This window comes from Pseudomonas anuradhapurensis (assembly GCF_014269225.2).
Classification (GTDB): Bacteria; Pseudomonadota; Gammaproteobacteria; order Pseudomonadales; family Pseudomonadaceae; genus Aquipseudomonas; species Aquipseudomonas anuradhapurensis.
On record NZ_CP077097.1, the window covers coordinates 2,196,334 to 2,215,720 of the forward strand.

Genomic DNA, 19,387 nt, shown 5'->3' on the forward strand with positions numbered 1-19,387 from the left:
GCTAGAAATCAGACCCGCATTTGCGGGTCGTCCTCTTTTTGGTTGGCTGTAGAATCAACCTTCACTGGCTGTTGGCATGCAGCATCCCTGGTTTCCGGTTTTCCCCCGCGCGTCTTGACCAGTGAAACCACCACGCCACCCAGCAACAGCCCGAACGTCACCCCCAACGACAGCAACGCCGGCACCTTGCCCACCATGCCGTGGTAGAAAATCTTGCAGCCAATGAAGATCAGCACCATCGCCAGCGCGTACTTGAGGTAAACGAAGCGGTGCATCAGCGCCGCCAGGGCGAAATACAGCGAGCGCAACCCCAGGATGGCGAAGATGTTCGAGGTATAGACGATGAACGGGTCCTGGGTAATCGCGAAGATCGCCGGCACGCTGTCGACGGCGAACACCAGGTCGGCCAGTTCGATCAGCACCAGCGCCAGGAACAGTGGGGTGGCATGGCGCAGCGGCTTGTGCTGGCCGGGCGGGGCCTGGCGTACGAAGAAATGCGCGCCGTGAATCTGCTCGGTGACCCGCATGTGCCGCCGCACGAACTTCAGGATCGGGTTGTTGGCCAGGTCCGGCCGGTGGTCTTCCTTCGACAGCGCCATCTTCACCCCGGTAAACAGCAGGAAGGCGCCGAAGACGTACAACACCCAGGCAAAGTTCTGCACCAGCGCCGCGCCCACACCAATCATGATCGCCCGCAGCACGACCACGCCGAGGATGCCCCAGAACAGCACGCGGTGCTGGTAGCGGCGGGGGATGGCGAAGTAGCTGAAGATCATCGCCATGACGAACACGTTGTCCATCGACAGCGACTGCTCGACCAGGAACCCGGTATAGAACTCCAGCGCCGGTTGCGCCCCCAGGTAGTACCAGACCCCGATGCCGAACAGCACGCCGACGCTGAAATAGCCTGAATACAGCAACAGGCTTTCGCGCATTTCGATTTCCCGGTCGTGGCGATGCAGCACGCCAAGGTCGAGTACCAGCAGGCCGACGACGATGGCCACGAACAGCAGCCACAACCAGGCGCTGGTGCCGAGGAACGGGGTGGTGAGGAATGTGTGTAGAGCTGTCATGAGCCCCTCCTTGAATGTCGACGTTGCATGGCAACAGTGATCCGACATGGCGGCCTGGCAGCCGTCAGAGGGGCCCGGTATCACATGCTCTTGAGCCTAGACCTGATTGCCGGGGATGCCGAATGGGGAGCTGTTACATTTTTTTGCCAGGACCTGTGTGGCGGCGACCTGGCGTGCAGCTTCCAGGTCAGTTCACCCACACCTCGACCCGGCGGTTGCGCAGGCGGCCTTGCTCCAGTTCGTTGCCCGCCACCGGTAGTTCATCGCCCATTCCCATCACCTGCAATACCTCGACACCATCGCGCGCCAGCTCGCGGCGCACCGCTTGGGCGCGCAGGCGGGAAAGCAGGGCGGCACGCCCGGGCGTTTCCTTGGGGTCGCCAAACCCCACCAGCACCGCCTTGCCGTTCAGCTTGCCGGCCTGGCGCAGGTACTCGGCCACTCGCTGCACATCGCGCAATGCCTTGCTGTCGAGGCTGGCGCTGCCCTCCTGGAAGCGGAAGTTCACGCTCAGCCGCTGCGCTTGCTGGGCTAGGGCGCGATAGCGCGGCGGCATGTCGGCCAGCGGCACGACAGGTTGGGCATTGATCTGCTGCGAGACGAAACCTAGCTGGGCGACGATTGCCTGCCCGGCCGGGCTCTGGGCGAAGTCCGCCAGGGCCTTGGCCTGCGGTTTCGGCTTAGCCGGCAGGTAGAAGTACAGGCGCCGCGACAGTGGGTAGTCTTCGCTGGCCACCAGCGCGCGCTCGGGGAGCATGGCCGGGGCATCGCCTTCAGCCACCGCCAGTACCTTGGCGCGGTGCACGGCCGGCAGGCTGCTGAAGCCGATGGCCTGTCGGTCGGCGCCGACTTGCGCGGCCAGCTCGTCGCTGGATTCGAAGCGCCTGGCCGTGGCTGACAACGTTTCGTGCTGCGGTTCCAGCACCAGCGCCTTGAAGGTTTCGTAGGTGCCGGAGCGGTCGTCACGGGCGTAGAGATGGATGTTTCCACCGGCAATGCCCAGTTGCTCCCAGCGCTGGATCTGGCCGGAGAAGACCTGTGCCAATTGCGCTGTAGTGAGTTGGGGTAGCGGGTTGTCGGGGTGGACGATGACCGCGACGCCATCGAGGCCGATCACCTGCTCGGCGGCGGCACTGCGCAGGTCGCCGAGTGCGCGCAGCTGGCCCGCTTCGCTGTCGTTGATCGGCCGCGAAGCGGCGGCCAGGTCGGCCTCGCCACGCCCCAGGGCGGTGAAGCCGGTAGTGGAACCGTGGGCGGCGATATCGACGCGTATCGGCTGCCCTTGGGCGTCGCGCGCGGTGATCACGGTTTCATTGGGCAGTTGCCCGGGGTGCTGTTCGATCGCAGTGGCTTGCCGGGCGCGCAATTGCGCCTGGACCAACGCCGGCAGCAGCGCTGCGCCAATGGTGTTGGATCCTTGCACCCGCAGGTGCTCGGCGTGGGCCGTCAGCGGCAGCAGGGAAAGCAGCAAGACAAGCAGGCGGGGCATGCCGGTTAGCCCTGTGGCATAGAGTTGGCCGGCAGATTACGACAGTAGCGTGATGATAATGTGACTGTTGCCGGGCGATACGATGGGCCGCGTAGCGGCCCCGGTTATTTCAATGCGCCCCGGCGGACTTGCTCAAATCGCTCTCGGCCCATTCGGTGTAGATGCAGGCATCTGCCACCGCCCAGCGCACCTTCACGGTATCGCCCGGCCGCATCGGCATGCCGGCAGCCGACAGTGCCTTCACGGTCAGCTCGGTGCCGCCCGCAGTGACCACATGGCAAGTCTGGCTCTCGCCTAGGAACAACACCTCGCCAACTTTGGCACTGACCTCGTTCCAGCCCGCCGGCAGCGGCTCGCGTACGGCCTGTTCGGCGGTGAGGGCCAGGGCCTTTTCCGGGCGCACCATGATCAGCGCCTCCTGGGCGGCGGCCAGGCCCGGCGTCAGGCGAATCGCCACCGGCTGCCCTTCGAAGCTGCCTGCGCCGTTGCTGCTGGCCTTGATCCGCAGGAAGTTGGAGTTGCCGAGGAACGAGGCGACGAAGGCATTCGGCGGGTTCTGGTACAGGTCGTAACCGGTGCCCAGGCCGACGATCTTGCCCTGGCTGAAGATGGCGATGCGCTGCGACAGGCGCATGGCTTCTTCCTGGTCGTGGGTGACGTAGACGATGGTGATGCCCAGGCGTCGATGCAGCTGACGCAGTTCGTCCTGCAGGTCTTCGCGCAGCTTCTTGTCCAGCGCACCCAGGGGCTCGTCCATCAGCAGGATGCGTGGCTCGTACACCAGCGCTCGGGCGATCGCCACGCGTTGCTGCTGGCCGCCAGACATCTGCGCCGGCTTGCGGTGGGCGAACTGCTCCAGCTGCACCAGCTTGAGCATGGCGTCGACGCGCTTGCTGGTCTCGGCGGCGCTCAGCTTGCGAATGGCCAGCGGAAAGCCGATGTTGTCGCGCACGTTCAGGTGCGGGAACAGCGAATAGCGCTGGAACACCATGCCGATGTCGCGCTTGTGCGGTGGCACGTTGACCAGCGACTGGCCGTCGACCAGGATTTCGCCGCTGCTGGGCGTTTCGAAACCGGCCAGCATCGACAGGGTGGTGGATTTGCCCGAACCGCTGGAGCCAAGAAAGGTGAGGAACTCGCCATCCTGGATGTCCAGGTCGAGATTATCGACGGCGGTGAAGTCGCCGTAATGCTTGTTCAGGCCGCGCAGGCTGACCAGGGTCTTGCCTGGCACGTTTTCTTTCATCATTGCACTCATTATTGTTTTCTCCGCGCGCTCAGGCGTTGACTTCGGTGCGCCGGCGCAACGCGGCGGCAATGAACATGACAAGCAGCGACAGGCCGATCAGCAGGGTCGAGGCCACGGCAATGACCGGGCTGAGGTCCTGGCGCAAGGTGGTCCACATCTTCACCGGCAGGGTCTGCAGGTCGGGGCTGGCCATCATCACGCTCAGCACCACTTCATCCCACGACACCAGGAAGGCGAACAGGCCGCCGGCGATCATGCCCGGGCGAATCGCCGGGAAGGTCACCTTGAAAATCGCCTGCAGGCGCGAGGCGCCGCAGATCACCGCGGCATCCTCGATCGACTGGTCGAACAGCTTCAGCGAGTTGATGATCGAAATGATGGTGAAGGGCAGGGCAACGATGACGTGGCTGACCACGAAAGCGAACAGCGTGCCGGTGTAACCAAGCTTGAGGAACAGCGCATACACCGCTACCGCGATGATCACCAGCGGCACAATCATCGGCATGGTGAACAGCCCGTACAGCAGTTCGCGGCCAGGGAAACGGCCACGCACCAGGGCGAACGCGGTGGGCAGGCCCAGCAGCACCGCAGCCGCAGTGGTCAGCAGGGCCACCTTCAGGCTGGCCAGGGCGGCATCCATCCATTCCGGGTTGGAAAAGAACTGGCCATACCATTTGAAAGTCCAGCCCGGCGGCGGGAACACCAGCCATTGCGACGAGCCGAACGACAGCAGCACGATGAACACCACCGGCAGCAGCAGAAAGGCCGCGATCACGCCAGTGGTCAGGTACAGGCCGGTACGCAGCGGGCGGCCCATGGCATTGGGAGACAGGAGCATGGCGGTTTACCTCGCGTTGCCAACCGGGGATTCCGGCTGCAGCTTCAGGTACAGGTAGAAGAGCACCAGGGTGATGACCACCAGCAGTGCGGCGGCGGCGCTGGCCAGGCCCCAGTTGAGGAAGGACTGCACCTGCTGGATGATGAATTCGGGCAGCATCATGTTCTGCGCACCGCCCAGCAAGGCAGGGGTGACGTAGTAACCGAGCGACATCACGAACACCATCAGCGCCCCGGAGAACAGCCCCGAGCGGCACAGTGGCAGGAACACCTTCCAGAAATTGGTCCACGGGCTGGCGCCGCAGATCGAGCCGGCCTGCAGCACCATCGGATCGATCGCGTGCATGGTGGCCTGCAGCGGCAGCACGATGAACGGGATCATGATGTAGCTCATGCCGATCACCACGCCGGTCAGGTTATGCACCATTTCCAGTGGCGTATCGATGATTCCCATGGCCATCAACGCCTTGTTGATCACCCCCGAACTCTGCAGCAGCACCAGCCAGGAATAGGTGCGTGCCAGCAGGCTGGTCCACATCGACAGCAGTACGATGTTCAGCAGCCAGCGGCCCCAGCCCTTGGGCACCAGTGTGATTGCCCAGGCCAGCGGGAAACCCAGCAGCACGCTGATCAGGGTGACCACGCCGGCCACCGAGAAGGTGTTGAACAGCACCCGCGCATAGGCCGAGTTGGCGAACAGCTGCTCGTAATTGCCCAGGCCCGGCGTCGGCTCCAGCATCCCGCGTAGCAACAGGCCGGCCAGTGGGGCGAAGAAGAACAGGCCAAGGAAAAGCAGGGCCGGCAACAGGTTGCGGCTGCCTTTCCAGCGCTGGCTCAGGCTGACGCGGCGCGCGGCCGCGCCCGGTGCGCCGGTGCCCGTGGGGGCACCTTGCGCGCTATGCAGGGCGTTGATGGCGACTTTCATTTGACCAACCACTCATTCCAGCGGGCTGCGATGGCCTGGCCGTTCTTGGCCCAGTAGGCGAAATCGAGGGTGACCTGGTCCTGGGCGTAGGCGGTGGGCAGGTTCTGTGCAAGGTCCTTGTCCAGCTTGGCCACGCTGTCGACGTTCACCGGCGCGTAGGCGGTCTTGTTGGCGAACTCGGCCTGGCCTTCGGCGCTGCTGGCGTTGGCCAGGAACTTCATGGCCGCATCCTTGTTCTTGGCACCTTTGGGCACCACGAGGAAGTCGGCCATGACCAGGTTCTGCTTCCAGCTCACGCCCACCGGCGCACCGTCCTGCTGCAGGGCGTAGACGCGGCCATTCCAGAACTGGCCGAGCGAAGCTTCACCCGAGGCGAGCAGCTGCTGCGACTGGGCGCCACCCCCCCACCAGACGATGTCTTGCTTGATGGTGTCGAGCTTCTTGAAAGCGCGGTCCAGGTCCAGCGGGTAGAGCTTGTCGGGGGCTACGCCGTCGGCCAGCAGGGCCAGTTCCAGCACACCAGGGCTGGGCCATTTGTACAGGGCGCGTTTGCCGGGGTAGGTCTTGGTGTCGAACAGCGCGGTCCAGTCCAGTGGTTTGTTGGCGCCGAGCTTGCCTTCGTTGTAGCCGAGCACGAAGGAGAAGAAGAACGAACCGACGCCGTGGTCTGAGACAAAGCGCGGGTCGATCTTGTCGCGCTTGATCTGGGAGAAATCGAGGGGTTCGAGCAGGCCTTCGCTGGCAGCCCGCAAGGCGAAGTCGGCTTCGACGTCGACCACGTCCCACTGCACGTTGCCACTCTCGACCATGGCCTTGAGCTTGCCGTAGTCGGTGGGGCCGTCCTGGACCACCTTGATGCCGGTGGCCTTGCTGAAAGGTACGGCCCACGCTTCCTTTTGGGCGTCCTGGGTGGTACCGCCCCAGCTGACGAAGTTCAGGCTGTCGGCAGCCTGGGTGGCCTGGCAGGCCAGGGTCAGCAGGCTGGCGGACAGCACTGCGGTTACACGTTTGCTCAACAGCATGGTTACGCCCTCGTTGCTTTTGTTATTCGAGGCGGGGCTTGTGGTGCGCCCGCCAATCGTGTTCGGGGAGCCGCTAAAACAAGGTGTCTGAAGGCCGTTTGTAATTGTAGGAGCCGGCCGACAGATTTAAGGTCTACGGGATATCATATTATGGTATTCCAAACTTTTGGCAAGCGTTATGGGGCTACCGGCCATCACTCCATCCCGTGTAGGGGCGGCCTTGTGTCGCGAAAGGGCTGCGAAGCAGCCCCCGGGTTTCAGCGCAGATGCACAAATTGCTTGGGGCTGCTTCGCAGCCCTTTCGCGACACAAGGCCGCTCCTACAAGGCTCCGTATCAGCCCACCAGCTCAGGCTCGAAGGGGATGCTCTGCACCACCTCCAACTCGTACCCAGCCAGCCCGGCATACTTCAGTGGAGGGCCCAGATGACGCAGCTTGCCGACACCGAGGTCCTGCAGAATCTGCGCCCCGGTGCCGACCTCGGAGTACACCTTCGATTGCCCTCGCTGGTAAGGCCGCACCGGGTGGGTGAGCTGCGGTACGCGTTCGAGCAGGGCCTGGGAAGACTCATGGTTGGCCAGGATCACCACCACACCCGCGCCTTCCTCGGCCACCTTCTGCAGCGCCGCCCACAGCGTCCAGTTCGGCGGCCCGGCGTATTCGGCACCGACCAGATCGCGCAGCGGGTCGATCACATGTACCCGCACCAGGGTCGGCTGTTCGCGGCGGATGTTGCCCATGACCATGGCCATGTGCACACCCCCTTCGATGCGGTCCTCATAGGTGACCAGGCGGAAGCTGCCATGCACGGTCGGCAGTTCGCGTTCGCCGATACGCTTGATGGTCTGTTCGGTACTCAGGCGGTAGTGGATCAGGTCGGCGATGGTGCCGATCTTGATGCCATGCCGGGCGGCGAATACTTCCAGGTCGGGGCGGCGGGCCATGGTGCCGTCGTCGTTGAGCACTTCGACGATCACCGAAGCCGGGGTGAAACCGGCCAGGCGCGCCAGGTCGCAGCCGGCTTCGGTGTGGCCGGCGCGGGTCAGCACGCCGCCTTCGCGGGCGCGCAGGGGGAAGATGTGCCCCGGTTGCACCAGGTCCTCGGGGCGGGCGCCGGGGGCCATGGCGGCGGCCACGGTGCGCGCCCGATCAGCGGCGGAAATGCCGGTGGTCACGCCGCTGGCCGCTTCGATCGACACGGTGAAAGCGGTGCTGAACGCGCTGCCGTTGGCCGGTACCATCTGTTCCAGGCCCAGGCGCTGACAATGTTCTTCGGTCAGGGTCAGGCAGATCAGGCCACGCGCTTCGCGGGCCATGAAGTTGACGGCCTGGGCGTCGCAACGCTCGGCGGCGATCAGCAGGTCGCCTTCGTTTTCCCGGTCCTCGTCATCCACCAGCAGGACCATCTTGCCCTGCCGGTAATCCTCGAGAAGTTCCTCGATGGTGTTGAATGCCATGTTGCACGCTCACGGTGATAGGGTGATTATTATGGTATACCATCATACATAAATATCGCCGTAACAGGAGAGCAGCGCATGAAGGCCTACTGGATCGCCCATGTGGACGTGACCGACCCCGAGCAATACCAGCAGTACACCCAGCGCGCCCCGGCCGCCTTCCAGGCGTTCGGCGGCCGCTTTCTGGCCCGTGGCGGGCGCAGCGAGGCGCTGGAAGGTCGGTCTACCCCTCAGCGTAGCGTGGTGATCGAGTTCGATTCGTACGAGCAGGCATTGGCGTGTTACCGGTCGGCGCTGTACCAGGAGGCGTGCAGCCATCGCCAGGGGGTGGCGAAAGCCGAAGTGATCATCGTCGAGGGGTTCGAGCCTTGAGTGTTGCCTGATGCCCTCTTCGCGGTTCAACCCGCGAAGAGGGCGGACCTGCGTCAAGGCATGCCCGGCAGCTCGTGCGGCCGCAGGTCAAACACCAGTACCTCGGCATCCACCCCATGGCTCAGCTCCAGCACCTGTTCCTGCCTTACCCGTACCCCATCGCCTTCACCGAGCACCTGGCCATTCAGCGCGATGCTGCCCCGGGCCACGTGCACATAGGCATGGCGATGTTCCGGCAAGGTCAGCGTGGCGCGCTCGTCACCGTCGAACAACCCGGCATACACCCGCGCATCCTGGCGCACCTGCAAAGATCCTTCGGCACCCTCCGGCGAAATGATCAGGCGCAGCTTGCCGCGCTTTTCCTCGGCGCTGAAGTGCTGCTGCTGGTAACGCGGCGTGGCGCCTTGCACGTTCGGCACGATCCAGATCTGCAGAAAGTGCACCGGCTGCACCTGGCTGTGGTTGAACTCGCTGTGCGCCACGCCATGGCCGGCGCTCATCAGTTGCACGTCGCCCGGGCGGATGACCGAGCCGGTGCCCAGGGTGTCCTTGTGCTCCAGCGCGCCTTCGAGCACGTAGGAGAAAATCTCCATGTCACGGTGCGGGTGCTCGCCGAAGCCCTTGCCGGCGATGACGCGGTCGTCGTTGATCACCAGCAGGTCGGAGAAACCTTGCTCATCCTGGTTGCGGTAGTGGCCGAAGGAGAAGGTGTGGAAGGATTTCAGCCAGCCATGGAAGGCCAGGCCGCGGTCTTTGGCGTTGCGTACGGTAAGCATGGTCATTCTCCTGGAAAAGCCGGCACCGTGATCGGGTTGGCTAGTAGATGGGAGAAGCTTAACTGTCAGCTCAGGAGGTAAAAACCAGCGAAATGGTGAAAAATTGTCTCTTTTAAAGTGACTATTGATGTAGCGGCGTGTAGGGCATCTCGATGTACTTTGTAGGACCGTTCTTGGTCTGTTCCTGCGTGATTTTCATGCTCTAGCGGGTGCTAGCCTCCCGGCTTTCACTCAAGGAGTTTCACATGGCACGTTTCAGGATCAACGGCAGGAACCAGGCCTGGGATGGAGACCGGACCACTCCAGGAGCCGTATGCCTGGCCAGTGGCCGCGGATTCAAAGGCGATGGGCGTGAAGCGCTGAGGTTGCAGGACAAGACCACCCCATGTCCTACCTGTGGTGGAACGCTGGTGGAAGGTGCGAGCAATTTCGTCATCCATGGTCGTCCGGCAGTGGTTGATGGGGCTTTGGTAGCCTGCGGCTGCCCAGCGGGAGCAAACCGTCAGGACAGGCCATGGGATCATAAGCTGGCGATTGCAGAACGGTTCGGCGGGGTTTGGCAGAAGCAAGGTGAAGTTGACTTCTATTACGACATTTGGTCAAACATTCACTACGGTTATGTAGGGCGGGCGGGTGGTTTTTCAGAAAGTGTTCTTCTGGATGGTGCTGGGCTTGAGCAGATTTCATCTGACTCCATTCGGAAAGTTAGAAAGTGGGATGAACATAGCGGGCCTCACCGTTCCGCTGATATAGAGGGGCTGCGGGCATGGGATGACATAGGTGATCGTGTCGCTATCAGCATTGGCGTCAAACTGCACGAGATGCATCCAAGCGGTGGAATTACTGCAAAGATACTCATGGCCGAGTATTAGCATTGCCACGTTCAAGCTGGGGAGGTGGCATACGTGATCACGTCTGCAAATAAACCGAAACGGCACATCTGGCGCTGGGTGCTGGTGATAATGCTTACACCCATTATATTTTGGTATGTTGCTGCACCCCGAGTAAGTTTTCATTTTTCTGAAAAAGGCGAGGGTCGTCTCGGCTACATTTTGAATGTCCAGCACGATATTTCAAAAGGCGAAATCTACCCAGGTGAAACCACCGGCGGTGTCGGGCATATCTTCCCGAATGACCAATTCTTCATGCAACTCGATTGGAGCAACCGGGGCAAATGGCACTGCATTCGGGCCAAGCCCAGGTGGCCAAGTATTGATATCTACATCGGGGCGGACGGCGCCATCGATAGCCGCACCGATGGAAATTTCATTGAAGCCTGCGGGCCATTTCCCCCATAGAAGCAAAAGACCCGCCTAGGCGGGTCTTCTAGTCATCGGCTCACTGCAGATGCACTTTAAGTTCAGTGCCCGCCTGTCTCATCGCCGCCTTCACCGCCGGCACCTCGCTCAACGGGTTCAACAACCCATAGTCATGAATCATCCCGTTGTAGCGCACCGACGTCACCGTCACACCTGCCGCATTCAACTTGCGGGCATACGCCTCACCTTCATCGCGCAGCACATCGAACTCGGCCGTCTGCACCAGTGCCGGCGGCAAGCCTTTCAGCTGCTCGCTGCTGGCACGCAGCGGCGAGGCGTAGATCTGCTCCCGTGCCTTGGCATCGGTGGTGTAGTTGTCCCAGAACCATTTCATCATCCCGGTGGTCAGGAAGTGCCCCTCGGCAAACTGCTTGTAGGAAGCAGTCTCGAAGCTGGCATCGGTGACCGGCCACAGCAGCAGCTGGAAGCGCAGCGCCGGGGTACCGGCTTCTTTGGCCTTGAGCGCAACCACCGCCGCCATGTTGCCGCCGACGCTGTTGCCGGCCACGGCCAGGCGCTTGCCGTCCACGCCGATTTCCTTGCCATGCTCGGCCACCCAACGGGTCGCAGCGTAGGCCTGGTTGATCGCCGTCGGATAATGCGCTTCCGGCGACGGGGTGTAGTCGACATACACGGCCACTGCACCGGAGCCGACCACCAGGTCACGGATCAGCCGCTGGTGGGTCGGGAAGTCGCCGAGCACCCAGCCGCCGCCGTGGAAGAACATGAACACCGGCAGCTCACCCTGCACATTGGCCGGGCGTACCACTTGCAGCGTGATCGACTGGCCATCGGCCTGGATGGTGCGTTGCTTCACCTCGATGCCGGAGAGGTCGACCTTGACCGAAGCCTGGGCGCCGGTCAGCACGGCACGGGCGTCTTTCGGGCTGAGCTGTTCCAGTGGCTTGCCGCCACCTTGTTGCAACGCGTCGAGGAACGCCTGGGTGTGGCTTTCGACACCCGGGCTGCCGGCAGCGAAAGCGCTGGAAACGGACAGCGCGAGCAGGGAAGCGGCGAGGGTTTTGTGGACAATGTTCATGAGCGAATCCTTTTCTATGCAAGTGTTGGTAATGGGCGTCTTGCCTGGCCTGGCGGGCCATCGTTGCGACCTGTGCGTAGATTAGGGAGATGCACTGATGGGAAAAAGCCGCTATAAAGCGTTTGACTGTCACCAAGAGTGAGACAATGAACCCTTACGAAGACATGCGCATCTTTGCCCAAGTGATGGAAGCCGGCAGTTTCACTGCCGCTGCCGAGCGCCTGGGCATGTCCAAGCAATCGGTCAGCCGGCGCCTGATGCAGCTTGAAGAGCGCCTGGGTGTGCGCCTGCTCAACCGCTCCACGCGGCGCCTGGATGCCACCCCGCTGGGCCAGCACTACTACCAGTCGGCGCTGCGCCTGCTGGGCGAGGTGCAGCAGGTGGAGCATGACATCAGCGGCCAGGCCCAGGCCTTGCGCGGCACCTTGCGCCTGAGCGCGCCGCTGTCGTTCGCCATGGCCCACCTGGGCTGCCTGCTGACCGAGTTCCTGCAACTGCACCCGCAGGTCGATGTGGAGGTGGACTTGAGCGACCGCGCCGTGGACCTGATCGGCGAGGGCTATGACCTGGCGCTGCGGATTGGCGTGCTGGAGGACTCCAGCCTGATTGCGCGGCGTATTGCGAGTGTCGAGCGAATTTACTGCGCAAGCCCGGCGTACCTGCAAGCGCGGGGCGTACCAAGCCGCCCGGGCGAGCTGGCCGGGCACGACTGCCTGCCTTACGGGCATGCGCGGCAGGTGCAATGGCAGTTCCACCAGGGTGGCAAGGCCCAGGCGCTGCAGGTGACCGGGCGCATGCGGGCGAACAACGGCGAGTTGCTCAGGGATGCCGCGATTGCCGGGATGGGTGTGACTTACCTGCCAACCTTTATCGTTGCGCAGGCGTTGGCCGATGGGCGGCTGGTGACCGTGCTGGATGAGTGGCGCCCGCCGGCGTTGCAGCTGTCGGCGGTCTACCCACAGCACCGGCAGGTGGCGCGGCCGGTGCAAGGCTTTGTGGCCTTCCTGCGCGAGCGGTTGGTGCAGCTGTGACAACCTGCAGAGCCTGCTACGGGCTATGCTTGCTGGCATGAGCACAGCACCCCCTTTGCGCCAGCCTTGCCCCCCTGGCGCCTGCGATTGCGGCCGCGAACAGCTGGTCGACCACCCGCAGGCTGCCCAGCGCATCCTCCTGCTGACCCGGCAGGAGGAAAAGCGCCTGCTCGAACGCCTGGAAAACCTCAAGGACCTGGAAGACCTGCAACGCCTGCAGCAACGAATGTACGAAAACCTCGGCATCCGCGTGCACATTGCCCCCGGGTACAACGAAGTGCGGACCATGCGCGGCATCGTCATCGAACTGGATGATCAGCCTGGGCTGTGCCGCAAGACCCGGCAGTCGATTCCGGCGGCGATCCGCCGAGGGCTGGAGCGCAACCCGCAGGTTGCCTTCCGTTTGCTCGATAGCCATGATTTGCTGCGGGAAACCTGAAGGCCAGCCAAGCGCGGATCTTGTAGGAGCGGCCTTGCGTCGCGATCGGGCGCGCAGCGGCCGCTATATCTGCAACCGACAGTCTTCTGGCAGGTCAGGATCATCTGGAATGCGGCCGCTGCGCGCCCGATCGCGACGCAAGGCCGCTCCTACACGTGCCAGGCCGCTAATTTTTTCACCGCGTGCCACGTCTACTACAAAGCTCCCCTGCGCCACGCGCGCAGTGGCATTCATCACTCAAGGAGACAGGCAATGACTTCCGTTTTCGACCGCGACGATATCCAGTTCCAGGTAGTGGCCAACCACGAAGAGCAGTACTCGATCTGGCCCGACTACAAGGCCATCCCCAACGGCTGGCGCGCCGTTGGCAAGAGCGGCCTGAAGAAAGACTGCCTTGCCTACATCGACGAAGTCTGGACCGACATGCGCCCGCTGAGCCTGCGCCAGAAAATGGCCGAAGCCGCTGCCCAGTGACCGCGCTGAACCTGCTGTGCCTGCCGTACTCCGGCGCCAGCGCCATGGTCTACAGCCGCTGGCGGCGCAAGCTGCCAGCGTGGCTGCAGGTGCGCCCGGTCGAACTGCCCGGGCGCGGTGCGCGCATGGCCGAGCCACTGCACACCGACCTGCAGGCCCTGGCCCGGCAACTGGCTGCCGAGCAACGCCTGGCGGCCAGTGCCCCTTATGCGCTGCTTGGCCACAGCCTGGGCGCGCTGCTGGCCTTCGAGCTGAGCCATGAGCTGCAAGCGCTGGGTTGCCCGCCGCCGCTGGCCCTGTTCGCGTGTGGAACCGCTGCGCCGACCCGTCGCGAGGACTACGAGCGCAACAATTGGCGCGAACCCAAGGGCGACGCCGAGCTGATCAGCGAATTGCGCGAACTGCAGGGCACGCCCGAGGAAGTGCTGGCCAACGCCGAGCTGATGAGCCTGACCTTGCCCATCCTGCGCGCCGATTTCCTGCTCTGCGGCACCTACGCCTACCGCCAGCGCGCGGCTTTGCAGTGCCCGCTGCACGTATTGGGTGGCGTGGACGACCGCGCCAGCGACGAGCAACTGCAGGCCTGGCGCCAGGAAACCCATGGGCCATTCTCACTGCAGATGTTCCCGGGGGGGCACTTCTTCATCCACGAACAGGAAGACCAGGTGCTCACTGCGCTGGTCGCATCGCTCGAACCGCTCCGGCTTTCCGCCTGATTGACGTCACCGCTTGCCTGGGTGAGGCTAGGCCTTTTTCCAGGCAAGGGGCAGGCAATGCTGATCGATCCACACAAGGCGACGCTGCTGGTCGTCGACATCCAGGAGAAGCTCATCGGCGCCATGAGCGACCCTGCAGGCACCCGCGCACGGGCCCGCTGGTTGCTGGCCGCAACTGCCGAGCTGGAGCTGCCGACGGTGATTTCCGAACAGTATCCCAAGGGCCTGGGGCATACCCTGGCCGAGCTGCTGGCCGTGGCGCCCGCCGCCGAGGTGGTGGAGAAAAGCCACTTTTCCTGCGTGGCCGCCGGCTGTCTGCCAGCCAGCCTGCTGGCGCGTGAGCAAGTGATCGTCTGTGGCATGGAAACCCACGTCTGCGTGCTGCAGACCGTGCTCGGCCTGCTGGCGCTGGGCAAGCAGGTGTACGTGGTCGAGGACGCCTGCGACAGCCGCACCCCGGCGAGCAAGGCCGCCGGCCTGGCGCGCATGCGTGCGGCGGGCGCTCAGGTGGTGACCCGCGAGATGGTGTTGTTCGAGCTGATGGGCAGTGCCGGGCACCCGCTGTTCCGCCACATCAGCAAGACCTACCTGGTCGGTGAACAGCCCTGAACGGCCGGATACTGGCGATCGGGCTGATGGCCCTGGCGCTGCTGCAAGGTTGCGCCGGGCGCCGTGAGCAAGCACCCGAAGCAGACCCGGCCAAGGTCCGCGCGCAACTGCTGCGGTTGTTGCCCGCCCAGGCCAGGGACCGCGAGGGCTGGGCCAGGGACATTCAGCAGGCATTCGAAACCCAGCGCATTGCCCCGAGCAAGAGCAACCTGTGCGCGGTGCTGGCCGTGACCGAGCAGGAGTCGACCTTCAACGCCGACCCGCAGGTGCCCAACCTGGGGCGCATTGCCCGCGAGGAAATCGACCGCCGTGCCGCACGCCTGCATATTCCCAGGCTGCTGGTCGATGGGGCGCTGAAGACCCCTTCGGCCAATGGCAAGAGCTACCAGCAGCGGTTGCAGGCGGTGCGCAGCGAGAAGCAGCTGAGCGAACTGTACGATGAGGTCATCGCCCGCGTGCCGCTGGGCAAGACCTTGCTCGATGGGTTGAACCCGGTGCATACCGGCGGGCCGATGCAGGTCAGCATCGACTTTGCCGAACAGCATGCGCGCGATTACCCCTACAGCTACACCGGCAGCATCCGCCAGGAGGTGTTCACCCGGCGTGGCGGCATGTATTTCGGCATCGCCCACTTGCTGGGTTACCCGGCGAACTACGAACGCCAGCTGTATCGCTTTGCCGATTTCAATGCGGGCTGGTACGCCAGCCGCAACGCGGCCTTCCAGGCAGCACTGAGCAAGGCGAGCGGGGTGACACTGGCGCTCGACGGGGACCTGGTTGTACCGGGCTCGATCATGCCGGGGGCCACCGAACAAGCGGCGCGCAAGCTTGGTACCCGACTCGGGTTGCGCAACCCGCAGATTCGCCGCCAGCTTGAGCAGGGCGACCGCCTGGCATTCGAGGACAGCGACCTGTACAGCGGTGTATTCGCCCTGGCCGATGCTGTGGCGGGCAAACCGCTGCCACGGGCGGTGTTGCCGGGGATCGAGCTGAAGAGCCCGAAGATCACCCGCAAGCTGACCACGGCGTGGTTTGCCGGACGGGTAGATGAGCGCTATCAGCGCTGCATGAAGCGTTAGCAGGGGCTCGCCTGTGCCAGCCTGTGCGCAGTTCTACTCGCGAACAGGCCGGCACAGGTCACTTCAGCCTCCGCTCAGTGCGCCCACCACCTGGTCGACACTGGCCTCCAGTCCGGCAAAGGCATCTTCAGGGTCGCTCTCCACCACCACCAGCTTCGCCCCGGCGGCCCTGATCACCTCGATCACCGCCGGCTCCGGCTGGCGGTGGTCCAGCACCACTGCCACCTCCTGGGTCTTCAGGTTCTGCTCCAGCGCCTGCAGCGCGGCGGCATCCCATGCGGCCGGCAGCGGTTGCTCCAGCACATCCAGGTTCAGCCCACTGGCCAGGTAGCCCAGGCGCTCCGACAGGTTCACCACGGTCAGGTTGTCGGCCTTGGCCAGGCGCGTCTGGCTGCTGGCGGCAAGTTCCAGCAACTGGCGCTTGAGCCTGGCCAGGTTGCCCTGGATCGTCGTCTTGGCTTCCGGCGCCAGCCGTCCCAGGTCGTTGGCCATTACGTCGGCCATGCGCCCAAGGTTGCTCGGGTTCAGCCAGGGGTAGGCGCCATAGGCATCGTCACCGGTGACGGCAATGCCTGGCAGCGCGCCGTCCAGCGGCCGTGCGGCGTCGATTTCGACAATACGGATATTGCTGCGCCGGGCCATCGGGTACAGCGGGTCGTCACGCCAGATCGAACGCAGGCCGATCACTGCATCGGCCTGCTGCGCGGCCTTATCCAGGTTGGCGCCACCACGTCCGCTGAAATACGCGGGCTGACGGCTGGCCGGCAGGTTGGCCGGCGCCGCGCGGGTGAGCTGTACCGCAGTGCCGTCGAGCAGGGCACTGGCCAGGCTGTGAGTGACCGGCAGGCTGGTCAGCACCTGGGTGGCGAAACACAGCGATGGCAAGCCGGCCAGGGCCAGCGCCAGGGTCAGGCGTTTAAGGTTCATGCCGGGTTTCCTTGCAGGTGGGGGACGAGGGCGCGGGCCAGCGCAGCCAGGGCAAAGCAGATGCCGGCCACCAGGATGATCGCGGCACCCGACGGCACCGGCAGGTCGAAGACGATCGGCAGCAGGATGCCGAGCAGCGTACTCAGGGTGGCGATCAGCACCGAGAGGAAGAAAAAGCCCTTGAGCGACTGGCTTACCAGGCGCGCAGCGGCGGCCGGGATCACCAGCAGCGCCCCGACCAGGATCGCCCCGATCACCTTGACCGCCGCTACTGTCACCAAGGTCACCAGCACCACGAACAAGTAGTCCAGGGTCTTCACCGCCACCCCGCGCACCGCCGCCAGCTGCGGGTTGAAGCTGGCCAACATGATGCGGTTGTACAGGGGCACGGCCAGGGCCAGCACCAGCAGCGCGACGATGCCCAGCACCAGCAGGTCCTGGCCGCTCACGGTCAGCACCGAGCCGAACAAGACATTTTCCAGGATATGCACATTGATTTTGCCCGCCAGCATCAGCAGCAGGCTGGCGCCGAGTGCCAACGACACCGAGAGGAACACGCCGATCAGCGTGTCCGGCGATAGCCCGGTACGGTTGCGCAGGAAGTTGAGCAGCAGGCCAAACAGCAGGCAGTAGCCGAACAGGCTGCCGTACGGGCCTGTGTAGGGTTCGCCCAGCAGAATGCCGATGGCCACGCCGGTCAGCGCGGCATGGCCGACCGCCTCGGAGAAGAACGCGAAGCGCTTGACCACCACCAGGGTACCCAGGCCGCCCAGTACCGGGCCGATCATCAGGCCTGCCAGCAAGGCGTTGACCACGAAACCGTAGGCCAGTGCCTCGGGCAGGTAGCCGGCCGTGGCCCAGCCCTGGACCAGCAGGCGCAAGGATTCAACACTCATCAGGCACGCCCCTCGCTGCGCGGGTGAACGGAGAACAGCCCCAGCAGGCGCTCCGGGGTCAGCGCCTGGGCCGGCGGGGCATCGAACAGCACCTGGCGGTTCAGGCCGGTCACCCGGTCGCTCAGGCGCAGCACGGCCTGCAGGTCGTGCTCGATCCACAGCACGGTGGTACCGGCCTGGCGCCAGCTGCGCAGCAACTGTTCGAACACCTGGATACCGGCTTCATCAAGGGCCGACATCGGCTCGTCCAGCACCAGCAACTGCGGTGCCGGGACCAGGCCCTGCGCCAGCAGCACGCGCTGGCGTTCGCCACCCGACAGCGCGCCCATGCGCCGCTTGCGCTTGTCGAGCATGCCGACCCGCGCCAGGGCCGCGTCGATGGCCGGCTGCACTTGCCGCGACAGGCCGAGGAAGGCCGGGCGGCGCTGGCACAGCGCGGCCATGAAGTCGTCCACGGTCATTGGCAGGCCACGGTCGAACTCCAGCGCCTGTGGCACGTAACCGATCACCTGGTGTTCTGCGGGCCAGTGCAAGGTCAACTGGCCCTGGTGCGGCATCTGCCCGAGCAGGGTCTTGATCAACGAGCTCTTGCCAGCGCCGTTGGGGCCGACGATGGCGTGCACGCTGCCGGCGGCCACGCTGAAGCTGACCTGGTCGAGGATACGGGTGCCGCCCAGTCTCAGGTCGATACCGGCGAACTCTATGCGTGGCCCGCAGGCCGCCAGCAGGTTGGCCGCGGCGGTCATGTGCGGTTCTCCTGGATGGCGCGCACGACGGTGTCGAGGTTGCGCTGCATTTCCACTTCGTACTTGTCCTGGGTGTATTCGCCATAGGAGATGTGCGTGAGCGGGTAAAGGCGCACGCCGGATTCACGCTGGATGGTTTCGACATAGGCCGACGGGAAGTCCATTTCCGAGAAGATCACTCGCACATCCAGGGCCTTCAGCTGGTCGATGGTTTTCTTCAACTGGGCCGGGCTGGGCTCGATGCCATGGGCTGGCTCGACCACGGCCGTCACCTCCAGGCCGAAGTCGCGCACCAGGTAGTCGTAGGCGGCATGGATGGTCGCCACCCGGAAACTGGCGCCGGGCGCTTCGGTGACCTTGGCCAGGGCTTCGGCCCGCAGGGTGCGCAAGCGCTTGGCGTAGGCACGGGCATTTTGCGTGTACAGCCGGGCGTTGTCCGGGTCGAGCTTGCCCAGCTCGCGAGCGATATTGTTGACCTGGGCGATGCTGGTGCTGATCGACAGGAAGGTGTGCGGGTTGACCACCTTGCCGGCACCACGGGCGGCAATGCCGGTGGCCGCCAGCAACGGTACGTTCTGGTTGGCCTCGATGGTCGGGATGGCGGGCTTCTCGCTGGCGGCGATCATGCGCTCGGCAAAATCGTCATGGCCGACGCCGTTGAGCACCACCACATCCAGCGTGCCGATGCGCTTGATGTCTTGCGCCCGGGGTTCGTAGGCATGCGGGTTGAAACCTGCCGGGATCAACGGCACCACTTCGGCCTTGTCGCCGACGATGTTGCGCACATAACTGTAGTAGGGGTGCAGGGTGATGCCGATGCGCAGCGGCTTGCCGTTATCGGCCAGGGCCGGTGTCGGCAGGGCAAGTGCCAGAAGCAGGGCGAGGGCGGAGCGGAACATGGGCGGAGTCCTT

At 64.2% G+C, this 19,387-nt stretch carries 22 protein-coding genes; 9 read left to right on the forward strand and 13 right to left on the reverse strand.

Annotated features, from left to right (window positions below; genetic code table 11):
• Positions 1 to 8: 8 nt before the first annotated feature.
• The 7 genes from HU763_RS10170 to ribBA all read right to left on the reverse strand — a co-directional run bounded on the left by HU763_RS10170 (position 9) and on the right by ribBA (position 8,052).
• Positions 9 to 1,073: a TerC family protein gene (locus tag HU763_RS10170; RefSeq protein WP_186684600.1), complete on the reverse strand. Its 1,065-nt coding sequence runs from the start codon at positions 1,071 to 1,073 to the stop codon at positions 9 to 11.
• 187 nt (positions 1,074 to 1,260) lie between these two features.
• Complete coding sequence (locus HU763_RS10175; RefSeq protein WP_186684602.1) at positions 1,261 to 2,562, reverse strand: substrate-binding domain-containing protein; 1,302 nt, start codon at positions 2,560 to 2,562, stop codon at positions 1,261 to 1,263.
• A gap of 109 nt (positions 2,563 to 2,671) precedes the next feature.
• Entirely contained in the window at positions 2,672 to 3,820 is a 1,149-nt protein-coding gene (locus HU763_RS10180; RefSeq protein WP_186684604.1) for an ABC transporter ATP-binding protein, read from the reverse strand.
• A 19-nt stretch (positions 3,821 to 3,839) separates the two neighbouring features.
• On the reverse strand, positions 3,840 to 4,649 hold the full coding sequence (locus tag HU763_RS10185) for an ABC transporter permease (RefSeq protein WP_186684605.1): 810 nt from the start codon (positions 4,647 to 4,649) through the stop codon (positions 3,840 to 3,842).
• Positions 4,650 to 4,655: 6 nt separating this feature from the next.
• Positions 4,656 to 5,573, reverse strand: coding sequence for an ABC transporter permease (locus tag HU763_RS10190; protein WP_186684606.1), 918 nt, complete (start codon positions 5,571 to 5,573; stop codon positions 4,656 to 4,658).
• A complete protein-coding gene (locus HU763_RS10195) occupies positions 5,570 to 6,595 on the reverse strand; it encodes a polyamine ABC transporter substrate-binding protein (RefSeq protein ID WP_186684607.1) in 1,026 nt (341 codons plus the stop codon). The genes HU763_RS10190 and HU763_RS10195 overlap by 4 nt, the downstream gene beginning before the upstream one ends.
• A 335-nt stretch (positions 6,596 to 6,930) precedes the next feature.
• A complete protein-coding gene (gene ribBA, locus HU763_RS10200; protein WP_186684608.1) occupies positions 6,931 to 8,052 on the reverse strand; it encodes a bifunctional 3,4-dihydroxy-2-butanone-4-phosphate synthase/GTP cyclohydrolase II in 1,122 nt (373 codons plus the stop codon).
• 78 nt (positions 8,053 to 8,130) lie between these two features.
• Between ribBA and HU763_RS10205 the strand changes: the two genes are divergently transcribed.
• A complete protein-coding gene (locus HU763_RS10205) occupies positions 8,131 to 8,424 on the forward strand; it encodes a DUF1330 domain-containing protein (protein WP_186684609.1) in 294 nt (97 codons plus the stop codon).
• Positions 8,425 to 8,477: 53 nt separating this feature from the next.
• Here HU763_RS10205 and HU763_RS10210 read toward each other — a convergent pair whose 3' ends face one another.
• Positions 8,478 to 9,200: a pirin family protein gene (locus tag HU763_RS10210; RefSeq protein ID WP_186684610.1), complete on the reverse strand. Its 723-nt coding sequence runs from the start codon at positions 9,198 to 9,200 to the stop codon at positions 8,478 to 8,480.
• A gap of 245 nt (positions 9,201 to 9,445) precedes the next feature.
• On the opposite strand from HU763_RS10210, the gene HU763_RS10215 reads away from it, so the two are divergent.
• Together HU763_RS10215 and HU763_RS10220 are read left to right on the forward strand one after the other, a co-directional pair.
• Positions 9,446 to 10,072: a polymorphic toxin type 44 domain-containing protein gene (locus tag HU763_RS10215; protein WP_225931941.1), complete on the forward strand. Its 627-nt coding sequence runs from the start codon at positions 9,446 to 9,448 to the stop codon at positions 10,070 to 10,072.
• A gap of 33 nt (positions 10,073 to 10,105) precedes the next feature.
• Positions 10,106 to 10,498: a hypothetical protein gene (locus HU763_RS10220; RefSeq protein ID WP_225931942.1), complete on the forward strand. Its 393-nt coding sequence runs from the start codon at positions 10,106 to 10,108 to the stop codon at positions 10,496 to 10,498.
• A 40-nt stretch (positions 10,499 to 10,538) separates the two neighbouring features.
• On the opposite strand, the gene HU763_RS10225 is transcribed toward HU763_RS10220, so the two are convergent.
• Positions 10,539 to 11,558: an alpha/beta hydrolase gene (locus HU763_RS10225; RefSeq protein ID WP_186684612.1), complete on the reverse strand. Its 1,020-nt coding sequence runs from the start codon at positions 11,556 to 11,558 to the stop codon at positions 10,539 to 10,541.
• 146 nt (positions 11,559 to 11,704) lie between these two features.
• Here HU763_RS10225 and HU763_RS10230 point away from each other — a divergent pair, with 146 nt between their 5' ends.
• The 6 genes from HU763_RS10230 (at position 11,705) to HU763_RS10255 (ending at position 15,906) form a co-directional block, all read left to right on the forward strand.
• Entirely contained in the window at positions 11,705 to 12,589 is an 885-nt protein-coding gene (locus tag HU763_RS10230) for a LysR family transcriptional regulator (protein WP_186684614.1), read from the forward strand.
• Between the two features lie 37 nt (positions 12,590 to 12,626).
• Positions 12,627 to 13,028: a hypothetical protein gene (locus HU763_RS10235; protein ID WP_170029346.1), complete on the forward strand. Its 402-nt coding sequence runs from the start codon at positions 12,627 to 12,629 to the stop codon at positions 13,026 to 13,028.
• A gap of 252 nt (positions 13,029 to 13,280) precedes the next feature.
• Positions 13,281 to 13,502: an MbtH family protein gene (locus tag HU763_RS10240; RefSeq protein ID WP_133973591.1), complete on the forward strand. Its 222-nt coding sequence runs from the start codon at positions 13,281 to 13,283 to the stop codon at positions 13,500 to 13,502.
• Positions 13,499 to 14,218, forward strand: a complete 720-nt coding sequence (locus HU763_RS10245) for a thioesterase II family protein (RefSeq protein ID WP_170029347.1) — start codon at positions 13,499 to 13,501, stop codon at positions 14,216 to 14,218. Before HU763_RS10240 ends, HU763_RS10245 begins: the two co-directional genes overlap by 4 nt.
• Before the next feature lie 57 nt (positions 14,219 to 14,275).
• On the forward strand, positions 14,276 to 14,827 hold the full coding sequence (locus tag HU763_RS10250) for a hydrolase (protein ID WP_186684616.1): 552 nt from the start codon (positions 14,276 to 14,278) through the stop codon (positions 14,825 to 14,827).
• 26 nt (positions 14,828 to 14,853) lie between these two features.
• On the forward strand, positions 14,854 to 15,906 hold the full coding sequence (locus tag HU763_RS10255; protein WP_186684618.1) for a DUF1615 domain-containing protein: 1,053 nt from the start codon (positions 14,854 to 14,856) through the stop codon (positions 15,904 to 15,906).
• 63 nt (positions 15,907 to 15,969) lie between these two features.
• On the opposite strand, the gene HU763_RS10260 is transcribed toward HU763_RS10255, so the two are convergent.
• The 4 genes from HU763_RS10260 to HU763_RS10275 are packed head-to-tail and all read right to left on the reverse strand — an operon-like array spanning position 15,970 to position 19,374.
• The gene (locus HU763_RS10260; RefSeq protein WP_186684620.1) at positions 15,970 to 16,833 is read right to left on the reverse strand and encodes a metal ABC transporter solute-binding protein, Zn/Mn family; all 864 of its coding nucleotides are present in this window, start codon (positions 16,831 to 16,833) and stop codon (positions 15,970 to 15,972) included.
• Complete coding sequence (locus HU763_RS10265) at positions 16,830 to 17,729, reverse strand: metal ABC transporter permease (protein ID WP_170029351.1); 900 nt, start codon at positions 17,727 to 17,729, stop codon at positions 16,830 to 16,832. The genes HU763_RS10260 and HU763_RS10265 overlap by 4 nt, the downstream gene beginning before the upstream one ends.
• Complete coding sequence (locus HU763_RS10270; RefSeq protein ID WP_186684622.1) at positions 17,729 to 18,475, reverse strand: metal ABC transporter ATP-binding protein; 747 nt, start codon at positions 18,473 to 18,475, stop codon at positions 17,729 to 17,731. The genes HU763_RS10265 and HU763_RS10270 overlap by 1 nt, the downstream gene beginning before the upstream one ends.
• Entirely contained in the window at positions 18,472 to 19,374 is a 903-nt protein-coding gene (locus HU763_RS10275) for a metal ABC transporter substrate-binding protein (protein WP_186684624.1), read from the reverse strand. The genes HU763_RS10270 and HU763_RS10275 overlap by 4 nt, the downstream gene beginning before the upstream one ends.
• Positions 19,375 to 19,387: the final 13 nt, after the last annotated feature.

Bases quoted from the DNA above. Each gene is read 5' to 3' on its own strand.
- HU763_RS10235 (WP_170029346.1), top strand. From the start codon at position 12,627: ATGAGCACAGCACCCCCTTTGCGCCAGCCTTGCCCCCCTGGCGCCTGC.
- HU763_RS10205 (WP_186684609.1), top strand. From the start codon at position 8,131: ATGAAGGCCTACTGGATCGCCCATGTGGACGTGACCGACCCCGAGCAA.
- HU763_RS10175 (WP_186684602.1), bottom strand. From the start codon at position 2,562: ATGCCCCGCCTGCTTGTCTTGCTGCTTTCCCTGCTGCCGCTGACGGCC.
- HU763_RS10185 (WP_186684605.1), bottom strand. From the start codon at position 4,649: ATGCTCCTGTCTCCCAATGCCATGGGCCGCCCGCTGCGTACCGGCCTG.
- HU763_RS10260 (WP_186684620.1), bottom strand. From the start codon at position 16,833: ATGAACCTTAAACGCCTGACCCTGGCGCTGGCCCTGGCCGGCTTGCCA.
- HU763_RS10210 (WP_186684610.1), bottom strand. From the start codon at position 9,200: ATGCTTACCGTACGCAACGCCAAAGACCGCGGCCTGGCCTTCCATGGC.
- HU763_RS10270 (WP_186684622.1), bottom strand. From the start codon at position 18,475: ATGACCGCCGCGGCCAACCTGCTGGCGGCCTGCGGGCCACGCATAGAG.
- HU763_RS10225 (WP_186684612.1), bottom strand. From the start codon at position 11,558: ATGAACATTGTCCACAAAACCCTCGCCGCTTCCCTGCTCGCGCTGTCC.
- HU763_RS10170 (WP_186684600.1), bottom strand. From the start codon at position 1,073: ATGACAGCTCTACACACATTCCTCACCACCCCGTTCCTCGGCACCAGC.
- HU763_RS10230 (WP_186684614.1), top strand. From the start codon at position 11,705: ATGAACCCTTACGAAGACATGCGCATCTTTGCCCAAGTGATGGAAGCC.
- ribBA (WP_186684608.1), bottom strand. From the start codon at position 8,052: ATGGCATTCAACACCATCGAGGAACTTCTCGAGGATTACCGGCAGGGC.
- HU763_RS10180 (WP_186684604.1), bottom strand. From the start codon at position 3,820: ATGAGTGCAATGATGAAAGAAAACGTGCCAGGCAAGACCCTGGTCAGC.
- HU763_RS10215 (WP_225931941.1), top strand. From the start codon at position 9,446: ATGGCACGTTTCAGGATCAACGGCAGGAACCAGGCCTGGGATGGAGAC.
- HU763_RS10255 (WP_186684618.1), top strand. From the start codon at position 14,854: ATGGCCCTGGCGCTGCTGCAAGGTTGCGCCGGGCGCCGTGAGCAAGCA.
- HU763_RS10190 (WP_186684606.1), bottom strand. From the start codon at position 5,573: ATGAAAGTCGCCATCAACGCCCTGCATAGCGCGCAAGGTGCCCCCACG.
- HU763_RS10275 (WP_186684624.1), bottom strand. From the start codon at position 19,374: ATGTTCCGCTCCGCCCTCGCCCTGCTTCTGGCACTTGCCCTGCCGACA.
- HU763_RS10265 (WP_170029351.1), bottom strand. From the start codon at position 17,729: ATGAGTGTTGAATCCTTGCGCCTGCTGGTCCAGGGCTGGGCCACGGCC.
- HU763_RS10240 (WP_133973591.1), top strand. From the start codon at position 13,281: ATGACTTCCGTTTTCGACCGCGACGATATCCAGTTCCAGGTAGTGGCC.
- HU763_RS10250 (WP_186684616.1), top strand. From the start codon at position 14,276: ATGCTGATCGATCCACACAAGGCGACGCTGCTGGTCGTCGACATCCAG.
- HU763_RS10195 (WP_186684607.1), bottom strand. From the start codon at position 6,595: ATGCTGTTGAGCAAACGTGTAACCGCAGTGCTGTCCGCCAGCCTGCTG.